The following is a 15,279-nucleotide window of genomic DNA, read 5'->3' as shown; positions in this document are numbered from 1 at the left end:
TGATCAGCTTCGTTTGAAAGCTCCATGGCAAGGAGTTTGTCAAGAATCGTACGGATTTCAACCATCTTTTTAATACGGGTTTCTTTTGCCTCGTTACATTCAACGGGCATCATAACCGCGTTTTCACGGTAATAAAGTTTCCCGTCTACTATGCTGTAGGCATAATTCCGACAATCCGGATCTGCCGGTATAGACGCTTTCTCTTCTTCCGCAACATCTGTCACATGAATGATGTTTTCCGGAAGATCGTTCAGCTCCATATCCAGCTCTTCCTTAAGAGATTCTCCGCCTGTTACAGTTTGCTTCTCTCCATATGGCCCGGAGATCATTTTCAAGTTTCCGCATATATGCATGGGAATACCATTCTGGATAAATGCGTTATTGATTCGATACTCTCCTATCTGTCCCAGTGATACCCATGGAATTTCTCGACCATCACCTCTCTGAATGAAACGTTTCTGGAAGAAGAGAATATCCGACACAACTTCAGTGCCGGCACTTTTGAATGCCGTATTGGGCAAACGAATTGCCATGATGAGATCCGCTCTTTCTGCCAGATAGCAGCGGAAGGAGCTGTTTTCCTTATCCATGGTTCCGGAACTTGTGATGAAGGCAATAATGCCACCAGGCTGTACAAGATCCAGGGATTTTGCAAAAAAATAATCATGGATCAGAAAGTGATATTTATCATATCTGCTATCTGCTATCTGAAAGTTCCCGAATGGGACATTTCCGATAGCCGCAGAAAAGAAGTTATCGGGATAACTGGTTTTTTCAAATCCGGTCACCTGAATCTTCTCTTTCTGATACAGTTGTTTACTTATTTCTCCGCTTATCGTATCCAGTTCCGTTGCGTAGAAGCGAAAATCTGCATTTTCCGGTGCGTTTCCGATGAATCGTCCGGTTCCACAGGACGGCTCCAGAATATTGCCGCCTTTTATCCCCATCTTCCGAAGAGCTTTCCATATAAAACGAATAATAAAATCCGGAGTATAGAAAGCCGTAAGGGTTGACTTTCTGGCGGAATCATATTCCTCCTTTGTGAGAAGGCTTTTCAGTTCTTCCCGCTTGGTTGCATTCTCCGATGTTCTTTCGTCGAATACCTGAGACAGTCCGCCCCAGCCGCAATATGCAGAAAGGATTTTTTGTTCTTCAGAATCCGCCAGACGATGTTCGGATTGAAGTTTTTTCAGGCAGCGGATTGCCAGAACATTTCGCTTATAAAGCTCTGAACCTGTTAATTTCGTTTCAGGAATAATTTCCTGATGAAAGTTGATTCGCTCAGGTTCAGGCGATGGTTCCGTGCTTTCGATAATTTGAGGCTCTTCTGAAGCTTTCGCCTCAAATATTTCTGCTGCATTTACTGTTCTTGTTTCTTTTTTGATTTTCACGGGTACGGACACTTCATTGTCAGTACCACCAAGAAAATCAAAGATAGACAATTGCCCATTAATTTGTCTCATGAGATTTCCTCCTAAAAAAAGAGACTGTCACATGATGTAAAAAATCATCGTGATAGTCTCTTCCACAATTATTTGTTCGACCTGATCAGGGTCAAGCTTCCATCTATATAGATAAGCATGACGGACATGCTTGAATAAAGAAAATATATATCATTCAGTCTTACGGGACTGTTTTACCGCTGAAACCTCCAAAAAAAAGAGCCGATGAATTGACTCATCGACTCAAGGAAAGGAGCTTCCAGATAATCACAAATATATAATTATATTATACAGATTAATAGAAATGATGTAAACCCACGAATGTGAGATATTTGAGGGTTATCATCAGCTTATCGAAGAAGAAATTTCAGCGTCTTACTTCACAAAGATATTCGCTAAACTGTCATAGCCAAATCAAACCATTGCCCCCTCCACTTTTCTTAAACATCACTTACGTACTTCCCCGATACAAAACCCCCACTACGTATTGAAAAATAATATAAGAAAATCCTCCATTCCTCTTTGATAACATCATTATCTTGAATATAAAATACCCTACCACAAAATCAGAAAAAAATAAAAAAGCAAAAAAAGACAAAATAAAGAGAAAAAAAATCCTAAAATAAAAATCCACGGAATAGCAAAATCTACACAACGAAATTATCAAAGAAAAAGAGAATAGCTGGCGCCAATAGCCCCTATTTATCTATAGTAATCCATCCGGAGGCAATCTTTCAGTACTTTCCCACGCGGAAACAAGAGGATATTCTCACAAAGAAAAAGCCGCGTCGTTTGATATGATATGACAGTTTAGCGAATAAGTATGTAAAGATTTGACACTCCCCCTACCTTCAGGCATGGGGAGTGTCAAACTCGTACTCGTTATACCTTGGCTGAGCTTGCTCGACTGGTGTCATTCACTGATCTTCTCTGCTCACCAACTCTAAACAAGTTTCTGCTCCTTCGTACATCCTGTTTTCTTCCTCAGCATCCGCCGAATCGATCTGGTTAAGCCATCCAAACAAATTCTTGCTGTTCATATGTGCAGAAAGCCGTTCTGCACCTGATAATGACGGATCTTCTGCCCTCCTGCGACATTCGCATGCCGTTTCAAAAATTTCTTTGTATATTTTCTCTTTCTGCTGCTGATTGTACATTATCTCCATTTCCCTTAAATCTCAAAGAAGTAGTTGACACAATATTTTTCCGGCCCGATCTGAATCCTAATTTTATGATATCTGAAGATTGCAATAGGTCCGACTTTGTCCTCAAAAAATGCAATCTCTGCTTTCCTGGTATTAAACAGGGCCAAGACAAATTGATCAAATTCTTTTTTCTGAAGGAATCTTACATGGACATAAATAATCTTATTTTCTTCCATTTCTAACTGAACGTCATCGCAATCATATCCGAACACGTTAATGGTTTCCTTCATTTTAATCAATTCATTTCCATTACTTTGCATAGTTATATCATATTTATATGATTTTATTATATCTTCTGCTTCGGTTAAAAAAAAGAAGCCGCTATCCCACTTGAGAATCCCTTGATTAACCAGTTCGACAATTTCATTCTCCATCTGTATACCTGCTTCTGTACAAGAATAGTCTCGCTTAATGCACGAGAATCAACAGCGAAAGATTTTTAAAACTTGAAATATATATATTGCTATCACCGTGATAGTTCTATGAGACACAATATGCACTGTATAATTATATTATATTGTATTTAAATATTAACATTATATGATAAAATAATCAATAATGATGTCTGTAATACTATCTCATTATTCAGAAAGGATTATATATGCGCAATATACCAGAACTCGCGAAAGATTATCTTGATTCCCTCTCAGGTACTCATTCTGCCCGTACCATAAATGCTTATACCGTGGATTTAAACCGTTTCTTCCGATACATGCAGTCTCAAAAGAAAAATCATGATTCTTCTTTAACTCTTGAAGAATTGGCACAACTAGACGAACAGGACATTGAAGATTACAAATCATATCTCGGTGATCTTGGAAATGGGCGTGCTGCGATAAGGAGAAAACTGCTCGTTTTAAGCGGATATTTTCAATATTACGTAAAAGCCGGATACTTTACCCGCAATCCGGCAGCGGGCGTGATCATTCCTCCCTTAGCGCAAAAAAAAATGCAGCAAAAGCTTTCTCACATGGAAGGTAATTCATATTTGAGCAATGTAGAATTTGGAACGGCTCTCACCAAAAAGCAAAAGCCTTATCACAAATATGAAGAAGACCGGGACCTTGCAATTATCTTCTTACTAATGACAACAGGAATTCACATCAGTGAATGTGCCCGTTTGGATTTCGATGATTTTTATTTCGATGATAACAGTGTTTTTATCACACAACGAAATGGACAGGTCGCCCGCATTATTTACACTGACGAGGCGAAAGCATACCTTATGGCATATGCGTCAATCCGGCCAAACACCGATGATCCTGCTTTTTTCCTGAATCGATTTCGTACCCGGCTTTCTGAACGCTCGATTCAGATTCTTGTAAAAAAATATTCTTCAATCCTTCCGGATCAGGAGATTACTCCGAAACGTTTGAGAGAAACATTTTCTGGGTGGCAATACAAAAAGGATGCAATATCGCGGCTTCCTCAAAACTGAAAAAGCGGTCTGGAACACCAGACCGCAAATCTTTTACCAATAATTAAGATGGGGAAGCTCACAGTTTAGCCGTGGGAAGAGGTCAACGAAAATTCATAGGTATCGTTATCCCCGACCGTAAAATACATTTGCCCCGTACTTCCATCATCCGCTGCTATACTCACTATATTTTGATCATTTTCTTTTCCTAATGTATACGTATTAATATTTGCATGGATATCAAGGTTATAAGCAGCAAAAACGGTTGCTTCGTACATGAATTTCCCTTTGTTGTTGATGCCGAAAGATGATACGTCCTCTTCTTCATCCTCTGTGTTAAGAACCGCCATGTGATTGTCCAGCATATCCTGCATAGCAGCCCACATTACTGTATCGTTATCGGTTGACTGGTTTTGGTCTGCCTCCGGATCGACTGACCCCTCCTTATTAATCTGATTAATAAAGGACTGTACATCACCATCCGTAATATTTTCACTCTTCTCTATGATATGGCTGGCGTCTTCAGCATCTGTACTATATACATTATAGGTGAAGTCATTGTTGTCCTGATACTCATTCAATGTATAAGACGTACCATCGATCACATAAATGATATAATTCCTATCCGTTTTGGGCGTATGATACTTATTCAGAGACTCAATGCTTTTACCATAGAGATCTGTATCATAATCTGTCAGTGCATGATAAGAATTTTCCATCCACATAGGATTTTGAGGAACAGAATCTGTTTGTGAGGATGATTGCAAATAACCATCCATCACACTCGTGGAAACCGGCCCAATGGTATTAACATTTTCCGAAGTCGATATCGGTCCGATTTTTTGTGAACTGCTACTACTGCTGATACTTTCTGTATTCATTGCCTGCCCGCTGCCTGAATCCGTGATTATCATCGTTTCTTTCTTCTGCTTTGGTTCAGGCTTGTTTAGAAGTGAAAATATCATTGCGGACACAATAATTCCTATACCAACTAACCCTAAAATGATAATTTTCTTTTTCTTTGTCATAAAATCCTCTTCCCTTTACATCATAAATATCCCCAACGTGGGAGAATTCCGGAAGGACAATATTTTGATAACCACACGTCCAGATCAGTTGTTTCGATACTTCCTACATTGTCCATCACTTTGCCATTTCCAATATAGATCCCGATATGTCCATATGTTTGTGCATCTGCTCCACCGTTACATTTGCGGAGAGCGATAGCCATACCCGGTTCAAGGTTTTGTCGATTCTTGATTTGTTCACTCGTTAAGGACGGAAGCCGATCATACATGTCACAAGCATTTCCTGTTGGATATCCTTGACCAGCTTTACTATAAACCTGAGCAACCCATTTCGCACAATATCCCATTCCCGGAGACGGGACCTGGCTGCACGCAGCCACAATTGCTTTTCCCGCTTCTGTTGTTTTTTCATATGAATAATCTCCCTTCGCGGCATCTGGAACAACAAACACCGTATATTTAATGCCTGCGCCAGAAGAACAACGCATGTCGATCTGTGATTTGGTATATCCTACCTTTCCATTCATCCAATAAGTTCGTGCTGTACTTCCGCTATCGGCGACTGCTATATTTCCATCCGCTGTAATCCCGATCAAGAGAATAAAATGTCCACAGTTTGTCCAACTGCCGCCGGGCAGACCTGGTACGGATCCTGGCTGTTCGATTGCCATGACAAGATTACCGTTTTGCAATTCCTGATATGCGCTATCAATATCATTTGTCACTTTTGTCTGCACTCCATATGAGGCAGCCGTATATGTACCAACTGTATGGTAAGAACCAGCTCCTGGGCTATACTGCCCGTTATTGATAAATTCTGTCGGCAATATCAATCGTCCTAAAATATAGGAGAGCGCCATAGCGGTTGAACAGTATCCACACCCTGCTTCCGCAATTGTACTACCATCTGAAAAGGTTGCACTTGGTAAATCTGTATGCGACAAATTGTGTGGCGGATCCAGTTCATAGACACCCGAACCCTGATTGATATAGGGAACTTTTGGTACTCCGTTTTCATCTGTTTCCCGATTTCCATAACTGGCTCCTCCACCCAGTGCACTGTCACCGAAAAACGCACGCACTAATGCATCGACATATTTATCTCCGGTAGTTCCGTTAGAAACACTTCCGCTGCCGGCATCGCCGTTTGATACAATTCCTTCTGAATTATCCCCCAGGGCATTTTCTATCATATTATATATGGATTTGTTTGTATTGTTATCATAATGCAGTCCGTCTGCTGTCGAATATCCTTCGCTCGTCATTTTGGAATAAAGATCCATATAATACATGCCAGACGGAAGCCCGGATCTTATTTTTGTATTAAACGGTTCGACACTCTCTGAATTGCTCAGGTTTTTGTAATTTGTTTCAGAGCCGCCGTTATTATGTCCCATGGGTCCCACGGATGCAAAATATACCTCATTCCCGTTTGTAGTTAACAAGTCTTCGTTTGATTTAAGATAATTCAGGTACTTATCTGCATTTGAACTACTATATACATCATTTGCCCCCATGAGAATCACGAGTTTACAGTTACCGTTCTGCAGATAGGTATTGGCCTCAACCATACCGGTTTGTTCGAACCAACTGTATCCCATACCAACTTTTGCGATCCATACTTTATCTCCGTCTTCCACGCGATTTAATTCCTGCCATGCTGAATTATGCAGCGTTGCATATAAGCCAACTGTACGGGAATCTCCAAGTAAAATAACCTTCTTATCAGCAGCATAAACTTTCTGCATCGATCCTATTGGTAAAACAGAACAAATCATGCCAATAATCAGAATGAGAGAGAGAATAAAATAATTTTTAATACCTTTCTTGCGCATTTCTTCAGCCCTCCCATTTTGACAGATTGTATGTCTTATAATCACGGATCAGATTTTCACTATATCCATAGGGACCCGTTCCGTTTCTTCCGGCTATCCATATATTGCACAATGCTCTTGCAAATTCTTCTGCGCTTCCCTGATGATTTCTTGCACTGGCATAAAGCGGCTGACCGATCTGCCAGCATTGCGCATAGAAATAATCACCCACGCTATCAAAATGACAATAAGCCGAGGAACCCTCGTTTGCAGGTGCGCTCGTTCCGGAAGTTGCTCCCGGAATACCACTGCTATACTTCAGTCCACCGAGATTATTATCTTTGATTGCAACATTTGAAAGCTGCTGCGGAAAACCCGATCCCACTTCGTAGTACACCTGTAATGCCAGAATACCCGGATATTTGATACCAAACTGCTTACAATAGTCCTGGTAACACGGCATAACAAGGTCAAGATATTCCTGCTTCGATTTGCAGTTCTGGATATCTGCTATCGTAATATGATGCGTTCCTGCCGAAGATGTCTTTAATTTAGCAAGTGCAGAATCGCCGTTGTCTTTCAACCATTCATACCATTTGGAAGCATTCGAAGCTCTGGTATCTGTCCATGCTCCCCGCTCGAAACTCTGACAATAATATCGTGCCAATGTTGCCGCATCTTCTGTTGAATGGATGAAGGATTCTCCGCTCATATGTGCCTTATTGTTAGACGCAATCCAATCGGATGTGGTATTCTCTATAATCCATTGCAACTGTCCATCACCACTGTCTTTTTCATAACCGTTTTCACTTAGCCAGTTTAGAATTTTGGTCGCAGGCGTCCATTGTGCCAAACCATATCCTCCACTCGTATTTCCTATCTGATCGCCTTCCCAACGTGCAGGATTAAGACCAGATTCCCAATCCCAGTTACCGATGCCTGCCGCTATTGCATTCAACGACCATCCCTCATCCTTTAATTTTCCGTAAATAATAACCGCATTGTTTTGCTTTTCTTCCTCGTCAAGTGACCCGGATTCTTTTACTATCCAGTTATAGCTGTAATTACCGCCACCGGAAGATGAACCCTTATAACGATACGCAATCGTATATGCCACAAAAACCAGAATGATAATAATAAATGCGACCAGAAAGATTGCCAATAAATAGGGAGCGAGAAATAGCACAAGTTTCCGAAACATATCCCGGATTTGATTTATTATTTTTTGAGCACTTCTCCTTACACTTGATCTAACGGCTCTTCCTGTTTTCCTTCCAGCGTTTTTTTCCGTATTACCTGTCAGGCTTTTTTGTTCCGGCCCCATGCGATGTTGTTGAGGTTTTGGGCCCTCCCCTTTGATATTTCGATTCGTTTTACCGAACGAGGATGGATTGCCTTCTGTCCTCCCACTGCCTGATTTTTTTGAAGCGTCCGTTTTTTCAAAACCATTGCCGTTATTTGTACGGATTTCCGATGTCTGCGGACGCTCTGCGGATTGTAAGCCATCCGTTGATGGTGACTTCTCCTTATCCGCTGCGTTTAATTTATTTGTAAACTGCGAATCATTGGACGGCCAAGGAACCTCCGGATTTTGTTCAGCATTTTTCACATTGTCGGAATCTGGAGGTTGAGACTGACCAGAAGAATGTAAGCTATTCGGAGATCCTGAATCTTCAGCACGTTGTTGAGAATTCGGTAATTTCGTTTGTGAGAGTTCCGTATTCGATGCAGAGTTCGAATGATGTGAGAAATTAGAAGGATCCGAGGTTATCGCCGTCTGCTTATCATTTGAAGATTTTGGTGCATTCCACGTCTGCGAATTATCCAGAACCTCGGATTTGTTTTCTAATGGTGATCCTTCCTTAGTTTCTGAAGCATCAGGGGATGGTTCATAGTTTGCGTTGTTTTTTCTACGGTCATCCTCAATTGGAATTTTATCATCGGATTTTTGGGATTCATGAACTTTATCAGCAATATGTTTGCCTGTTCTTGCAACGCCCTGAGCAGTATCAGCCATTATGCCAGCTGACTGTTCTATATCGTTTTGTTCCTGCTCTGTCATTTCTTTGTCATCTGCCATAATGATTAGTCCTATTAAATATCTTATTAAATATTATTTATCACATTTATTTATATATGTAAAAATGCTTAATAAATTATCCCTTCCTTTGAGCTCCGGTCAATGGGAGGGATAGTTGACTCAACGGTTCTGAACATACAAATGATTTCTTTTAGATGCCAATCATATCATCACAGATATCCAGCAAGAAGACTTTGCCTGTAATACCCTTCATGGTTTTCTTCACATATCGAAGAACCTTACATACATTTTCATCATCGGTGGGGTATTTTTCCTCTATCATACTTACGACATCCTGCCGGGATACAAATACGCTGCCATCCGAAGCACGAAATGGAAGTCTGACTCTTTCAAATTCCCCGCCCGCTGTCATATAAGAAATGATGGTACTGAATGCTGGAAGATTAAGAATATCCGAACCGATTTCGCCTGCGTAATTTAATACATCGTATGGAAGCCGACTAATATAATTTAATAAATCAAAACGATTCACATATGGTTCATTTTCAAATCTTGACATAATATATCCTTGATTGCTCATGCGAAAAACAATCTTTCCTTTCTTATAATTAGGGTATTAACCTTAGTCCTGTATCCCGTTTTCTCTTTCATAGCCTTCCTCAAAATCATCCAGTTGATGAAGGTTTTTCATCTGACCTGCTATTTTCATGATGGCCTCAAATAATTCAGGATTTTGTATGCTTTGAGTAATGTATTTTAATTGATTATAATACGCCATCCCTATTCCTATCAAATCCGATGGAGCTTTATGGGAAGCATCATAAGAAATAATATCATATGTACTTTTTATTTTACAAAATTCACGAATTTGACCGTTCTTGACATTGGTTTGCAAGATAAGTGTTTGTGCCATTGCTTTCACTGTCATAAGCAAAAAGGATGGCCACAGTTCTGCATTTTGAATGACAATGACATCTGCGGATTGGGGTAATTCGTCGAGATGATCTGAGGTGCATATCAAAATGTCAACATCATGATTTATAAATGCACCAAGGATATCAGTTACAGCTTTTCTTTTCATATGTTTATTTATAACTGTCAATTTTACAAAGTAAGGACAATAATGTTCAAAGACATCATCGACCGTTTCAATGTCTGTATGAGAGTTACAAATAAGATTTTCGTCCGGACATATGATATAAGCCTGGCCACCTCCCAGAACCGTATTTTGTATCTCTTTCATGGATTCTTTCCAAGAATCTGTAAAGATCGTTTTCGAAGCGTGATCTACCTGTTTCCCATGAAGAGTCATCCAATCGATGTTATTATCGCGGCAAAACATCTTACGGACGTCATCCGGCACGCTACATGAGCTGAGTCCCAAGACATGCACGCCTTTCCTTACCCAATTCCGTACCTGGGGAACTTTCACGATGCCGGGAATTTGTTCATTGTCAAAAATTATTAAAGATAATGCAGGAAAATTCATTTGCAGAATATCTTGTCTTCCAAACAGCAGCTGAATGCTGCCATCTTCTACGCCTTTTTTTATTTTCTTTTGCTCTGATGTATTCAGATATTGCGTATATAATGCTGCAACTATCCCACGTCTGTCAAAATATGGTCTTGTCTTTTCATACAAATATTTTGCCACTCTCACCGTGATAGTGGATATTGCTGCCTGATATGAATTTTCACAGCACATCATAGCCATACTGGTAATGATTGGAATCTTTTCACTCACCTCCGGTCCATCTAAGATAGCGTTTAAGGATCCTTTTTGCATCCTTTCTGAAAAATTATGAATAACCATCTTTTGTTCATCTGTTAATGATGAAGAAAATTCGCTTTTTGTAGCATCGGAAAGGGTACTCTTTTCAAAATTAGCAACCGGACGGTAAAAATCTCTTCTCAGGTCACAGCAAAAATATAGAATATCATCAAATAGAAGTCTGTTTTGTGCCCTTTTTAATTGCTGCATGGTTGACGGATGATGGATTTCGAAGACCGCCTCTCTCTCAGGCAGCAAATGATACCTGTTTTTTATCTGTTCCGGTAGAAAATCATCTTCACATCCCTCAACCGCACGATCTACCAGTTCTCTCAAAATTTGATCTGATATTCCTCTTACGGAAGGGTATTCCGTCTGTATTTTCAAATCTTCCGGATAAATACAGATCCCGGTTGGCGTCGCATAGTAACAATTCTTTGCGAAGTAAACTCTCGTAAGAATCCACACCTTTTTCAGCCACCGGTTTTCTTCCGCTTCTTTTACCAGTTTCAAATCAAACCAAGTGACATGTACCCTTTCCTGACCGACATAGAAGACCGCCTGGTAATACATAACAGTATTCACTGTATTGTCTGGAAAAAAGATCCTGTTTTGAAAATCTTTATATGAATATGACTGTTCTTTTTTTTTCTCCAAATCAACAATATGAGCAAATTCATTCAGATCATCTGAAAAATGAACTCCATATTCACACTTATCCTTGGAAATCTTATTTTTTATGACAACGTGAAAGCTATGCGGATCGAAAGATCCTTCAAGTGCCACATCCTTACCGATAATCTGCTTTGAAAGCACTATACACGGTTCAGTAAAATCCTTATATTGACATGGAAACAGTCTGGTAAGCTGTGCTGAATTCGTGATATTCCAACGGCTTTTCGACAAACATTTTAATGCTCGATCATTCATCGTATTTCCTTATCGATATGTTTGAACGTCTGTAAATATTTTTCCTGCATAGAGATACTCAAATTGACACATATTTCTTTTTACTTTCCAAAGTGACGTATTCCATTCCTCAAATGTCAGTTCTATAGATTTGCTCATGGAAAATTTGGTATCTTTGTTTCCGGCTGCATCCAAATAAAAATTATCGATGGACAATTTTATCGGAGATCGAACTTCTGGATCGCATATACAACTTACATTCATACAGGCAACATATGATTTTTCATTTCTTACAGATGGCTTATATAATTTGGTGATTGGAATGATTATCTGCCTGCATAACTGTTTTCCGGACATTTCTTCTTCGTGCTTCCACAAATCTTCAATTGCCTCTATGTATTTTGCATTACCCGGATACTTCTCAAGGTTTTGTTTCAAATATGTTTCCTGCGCCAACAGAACATTCCTTCCATCCGGATCATTTTTCAGTACATCCGCAGGCGTACGATCTTTTAAATGTCCCATGTTAAATCGAACAGAAAATGCCGGTCTGCTATCCTCTTTAGAAATCATTTGGGGCTGTTTTAATAATCCGCATTTCATATCCATAAAGGATTGAAAAGCATATTTGCTGTTTTCCAGAATACCGATCAATTCCTCGTTCGTTTTCACGTTACATGTAACGGAACCTCTCCCCTGTTCAGTTATTAGAAATCGGAAGTGACTTTTTGGATGATAAATCATAAATGGTGGAATGCCTTCGTCATCACTATTTTGATAGCTGCTGCTTGCAACAGTCAAATGACTTTCTATACCAAATGTTTTTATTCGGTTATCATATTTCCGATACGCTGCATATACCGAATATTTTTGCAGTTCACCACTCAATGCCAATTCCCTCATTCTTTTGAACTATTGATTCTTTGACGCTGAAGATATTCTGTGAATATTTTAATTTTTACTGGAGTCGTGATGTTATTTTCAAACGTATCCTCATCCATTCCGAACATAGAAAGAAGATTTTTATATTCTGGATTTTTTCTAAGTTCTTTCCATATCTGGTTGTTGACAGATTCCTTCATTTGTTTATCTGTACTGTCATCCATATCTTCTTCACGAAGATCTGTTTCTGATTCCGGAATATCAATGATTACTTCTCCCGAATTCGGTTCTTCATCCTCTTCTACTATTTCATTTGTAAAAGCAGAAGCATCAGAACCCTCGGCCAATTTCATATTATCAATTGCGTTTCTGATCTCTCGATAGGTATGTGCGTCTTCAGTAGATCCTTCAACTGTTTCAATGTCCGGCGATTTGCTATATTTTCTTTCTACTGCCGACATTAAAAAACCGTAATAATTTTTTATATTTTCTACCTTGGAAGCATACTGAATTTCATCTTTTATTGCCTGTATATCTTTCCCTGACTTTCTCCAGAGGGTTTTAAAATACTCGATGTTGAACGGATCAAGTTCTTTAATGCCTGATTTTCTCAATGTCTCTTTTACTTCATTATATGCACAGGCTAATTCAATAAGATCCTTCTTTTGTTTCGTTGGTATCCGGTTTTCTTTTTTTATCTTTGAAATTGCGCTGTCAAGATCACTGACACTTACCAATTTCTCAATACTTCTCAGCACATCGGACGGAATATCGGAATTTCCATCAAAGTTACCTGTCTTTGATAATCTTATGATAAACTCCTTGATTTTTCCTCTCGTCCCACGTATATCTTCAAATTCGAAATGTATATCCGATTTCTCGTTTAACTCTTCCATAGCTGGAATCAACACATACTTTTTAAATTCCGTGACCCGATTATATTTTTTATCCTCCGGTTTTGCAATTTTTTCTACAAGTTCGTCCCAGGACACCTTCCGATCAAGAGCGCTTTTTATGTATGGTTTTTCCAAGTTGACAAGAGAAAGAAGACACCTCAATTCATTAAAGCCATATCGAACTTCAAGATAGGGCTTTCCGGTTTTCTCCAATCGGAAAATCTCGGATTTTAACAGTTCATAAATTTTAACTGCATATTTTGTGGTAAAAGTTGCTTCCAGCGCACGATCCAAAATTGTATAGTTCGATACCACATTCTGTATATAGGGAGTCATCTTTTTGTTATAGGTGAGCGAGAAAGTATTATCCTTATACTCCGCATTCGTGACGATTCCAAAGATCTCGAACTCGTCGTCAGGTCCGTTGATAATTATTGTATTACCTACTAATCCCTGTGCTGCTGTTTTTAAGGTACGGCTAAGATTATGCTTGCTATTTATATTAAGAATATAGGCGAGTTCATTTCCATTAATTTCCGCACAAAGCTGATTTCCGTCTTTTCTCAAGTGATCCAGAGAATGATTGATGATAAGATCCTGTTCTCTGGTTGTATTATATTTTGCATGTATAAAGACATTCAGTTTTTTTACTTTTCCCGGTAAAGACAGCTGTATATCGCTCATAATATATATTCCCTACAACTTATAGTATCCACCCAAGCAGTTAACATATTCACATTTTCGTTTTCTGAAGCCAGTATATCACATCTTTCTGGAGATAAAAACTGGAAATCCTCTTTTTTTCGTTAGCTTATCTAAAACACTCATTTTTTCGTTACCTGTGGAGCAAGTTCTATCTGTCGCGGTCGTTTGAATACTCATTTTTTCGTGATCTGACCCGCTCGTAGGATCATCAAGTTACTTATATACTCATATTTTCGTCATCTGGATCACTTTATCTTCAAATTGACTGGATCTGATACTCAAAATTTCGTTAACTGAAATAAATCTCTTCTTTTATAACCCGTCTTCCTCCTCGATATTTCGTTATCGAACCGTATCGCTTACCTTCACAACCCATATTCCTCAAAAATTCGTTATCCGTGGATCATTGCTCGCTGTCTCAGCCTTTTGAATACTCATTTTTTCGTTATCTGACCCGCTCATAGGATCATCAAGTCTCTTGTATACTCATATTTTCGTCATCTGGATCACTTTATCTTCTGATTGACTGGATCTGATACTCAAATTTTCGTTAACTGAAATGAATTTCTTCTTTTATAGTACTTCTTTAGCCTCGATATTTCGTTATCAAACCGTATCACTTACCTTCTCAACCCATATTCCTCAAAAATTCGTTGTCCGTGAATCATTGTTCGCTGTCTTGACCTTTTGAGTACTCATTTTTTCGTTATCTGACACCCTCGTAGGATCATCGAGTCTCTAGTATACTCATATTTTCGTCATCTGGATCACGTTATCTTCTGATTGACTGGATCTGATACTCAAATTTTCGTTAACTGAAATAAACCTCTTCTTTTATGACCCGTCTTCTTCCTCGATATTTCGTTATCAGACCATATAATTTACCTTCACAATCCGTATTCCTCAAAAATTCGTTACCTGTGGATCATTTCTCTCTGTCTCGGCCTTTTGAATACTCATTTTTTCGTTATCTGACACTCTCATAGAATCATCGCATCTCTTTTATACTCAGATTTTCGTTAACTGAAATAAACCTCTTCTTTTATGGCCCGTCTTCCTCCTCGATATTTCGTTATCAGACCATATAATTTACCTTCACAACCCACATTCCTCAAAAATTCGTTATCCGTGGATCATTTCTCTCTGTCTCAGCCTTTTGAATACTCATT

Annotated in this window: 10 protein-coding genes; 2 read left to right on the top strand and 8 right to left on the bottom strand. The window is 39.1% G+C overall.

Translation table 11 applies throughout. From position 1 onward, the window contains the following. Positions 1 to 2,359: 2,359 nt before the first annotated feature. Together ACTQZS_RS07920 and ACTQZS_RS07915 are read right to left on the bottom strand one after the other, a co-directional pair. On the bottom strand, positions 2,360 to 2,599 hold the full coding sequence (locus tag ACTQZS_RS07920; protein ID WP_441475329.1) for a hypothetical protein: 240 nt from the start codon (positions 2,597 to 2,599) through the stop codon (positions 2,360 to 2,362). A 14-nt stretch (positions 2,600 to 2,613) separates the two neighbouring features. After that, the gene (locus tag ACTQZS_RS07915; RefSeq protein WP_441475328.1) at positions 2,614 to 3,021 is read right to left on the bottom strand and encodes a hypothetical protein; all 408 of its coding nucleotides are present in this window, start codon (positions 3,019 to 3,021) and stop codon (positions 2,614 to 2,616) included. Between the two features lie 227 nt (positions 3,022 to 3,248). On the opposite strand from ACTQZS_RS07915, the gene ACTQZS_RS07910 reads away from it, so the two are divergent. Further along, a complete protein-coding gene (locus tag ACTQZS_RS07910; protein ID WP_441475327.1) occupies positions 3,249 to 4,085 on the top strand; it encodes a tyrosine-type recombinase/integrase in 837 nt (278 codons plus the stop codon). 65 nt (positions 4,086 to 4,150) lie between these two features. On the opposite strand, the gene ACTQZS_RS07905 is transcribed toward ACTQZS_RS07910, so the two are convergent. The 4 genes from ACTQZS_RS07905 to ACTQZS_RS07890 form a co-directional block, all read right to left on the bottom strand. Further along, a complete protein-coding gene (locus tag ACTQZS_RS07905) occupies positions 4,151 to 5,092 on the bottom strand; it encodes a hypothetical protein (RefSeq protein ID WP_441475326.1) in 942 nt (313 codons plus the stop codon). A 20-nt stretch (positions 5,093 to 5,112) separates the two neighbouring features. Then, the gene (locus ACTQZS_RS07900; protein WP_441475325.1) at positions 5,113 to 6,927 is read right to left on the bottom strand and encodes a C39 family peptidase; all 1,815 of its coding nucleotides are present in this window, start codon (positions 6,925 to 6,927) and stop codon (positions 5,113 to 5,115) included. Between the two features lie 4 nt (positions 6,928 to 6,931). Beyond that, positions 6,932 to 8,986 carry a phage tail tip lysozyme gene (locus ACTQZS_RS07895; protein ID WP_441475324.1) on the bottom strand — a complete coding sequence of 685 codons (2,055 nt, stop codon included), beginning with the start codon at positions 8,984 to 8,986 and terminating at the stop codon, positions 6,932 to 6,934. A 151-nt stretch (positions 8,987 to 9,137) separates the two neighbouring features. Then, positions 9,138 to 9,506, bottom strand: coding sequence for a hypothetical protein (locus ACTQZS_RS07890; RefSeq protein ID WP_441475323.1), 369 nt, complete (start codon positions 9,504 to 9,506; stop codon positions 9,138 to 9,140). Positions 9,507 to 10,466: 960 nt separating this feature from the next. Here ACTQZS_RS07890 and ACTQZS_RS07885 point away from each other — a divergent pair. Beyond that, positions 10,467 to 10,514: a hypothetical protein gene (locus tag ACTQZS_RS07885; protein WP_441475435.1), complete on the top strand. Its 48-nt coding sequence runs from the start codon at positions 10,467 to 10,469 to the stop codon at positions 10,512 to 10,514. A gap of 1,143 nt (positions 10,515 to 11,657) precedes the next feature. Here ACTQZS_RS07885 and ACTQZS_RS07880 read toward each other — a convergent pair. Together ACTQZS_RS07880 and ACTQZS_RS07875 are read right to left on the bottom strand one after the other, a co-directional pair. After that, positions 11,658 to 12,515 (bottom strand): hypothetical protein, encoded by an 858-nt coding sequence (locus ACTQZS_RS07880; protein WP_441475322.1) that lies wholly within the window; start codon positions 12,513 to 12,515, stop codon positions 11,658 to 11,660. A gap of 11 nt (positions 12,516 to 12,526) precedes the next feature. Further along, complete coding sequence (locus ACTQZS_RS07875; protein ID WP_441475321.1) at positions 12,527 to 14,089, bottom strand: RepB family plasmid replication initiator protein; 1,563 nt, start codon at positions 14,087 to 14,089, stop codon at positions 12,527 to 12,529. Positions 14,090 to 15,279 lie beyond the last annotated feature (1,190 nt).

The sequence above is a fragment of the Bilifractor sp. LCP19S3_H10 genome, from assembly GCF_052119185.1.
Taxonomy (GTDB): Bacteria; Bacillota; Clostridia; order Lachnospirales; family Lachnospiraceae; genus Bilifractor.
The sequence above is the reverse complement of the archived record's forward strand: the minus strand, read 5'-3'. Positions and strand labels throughout refer to the sequence as shown.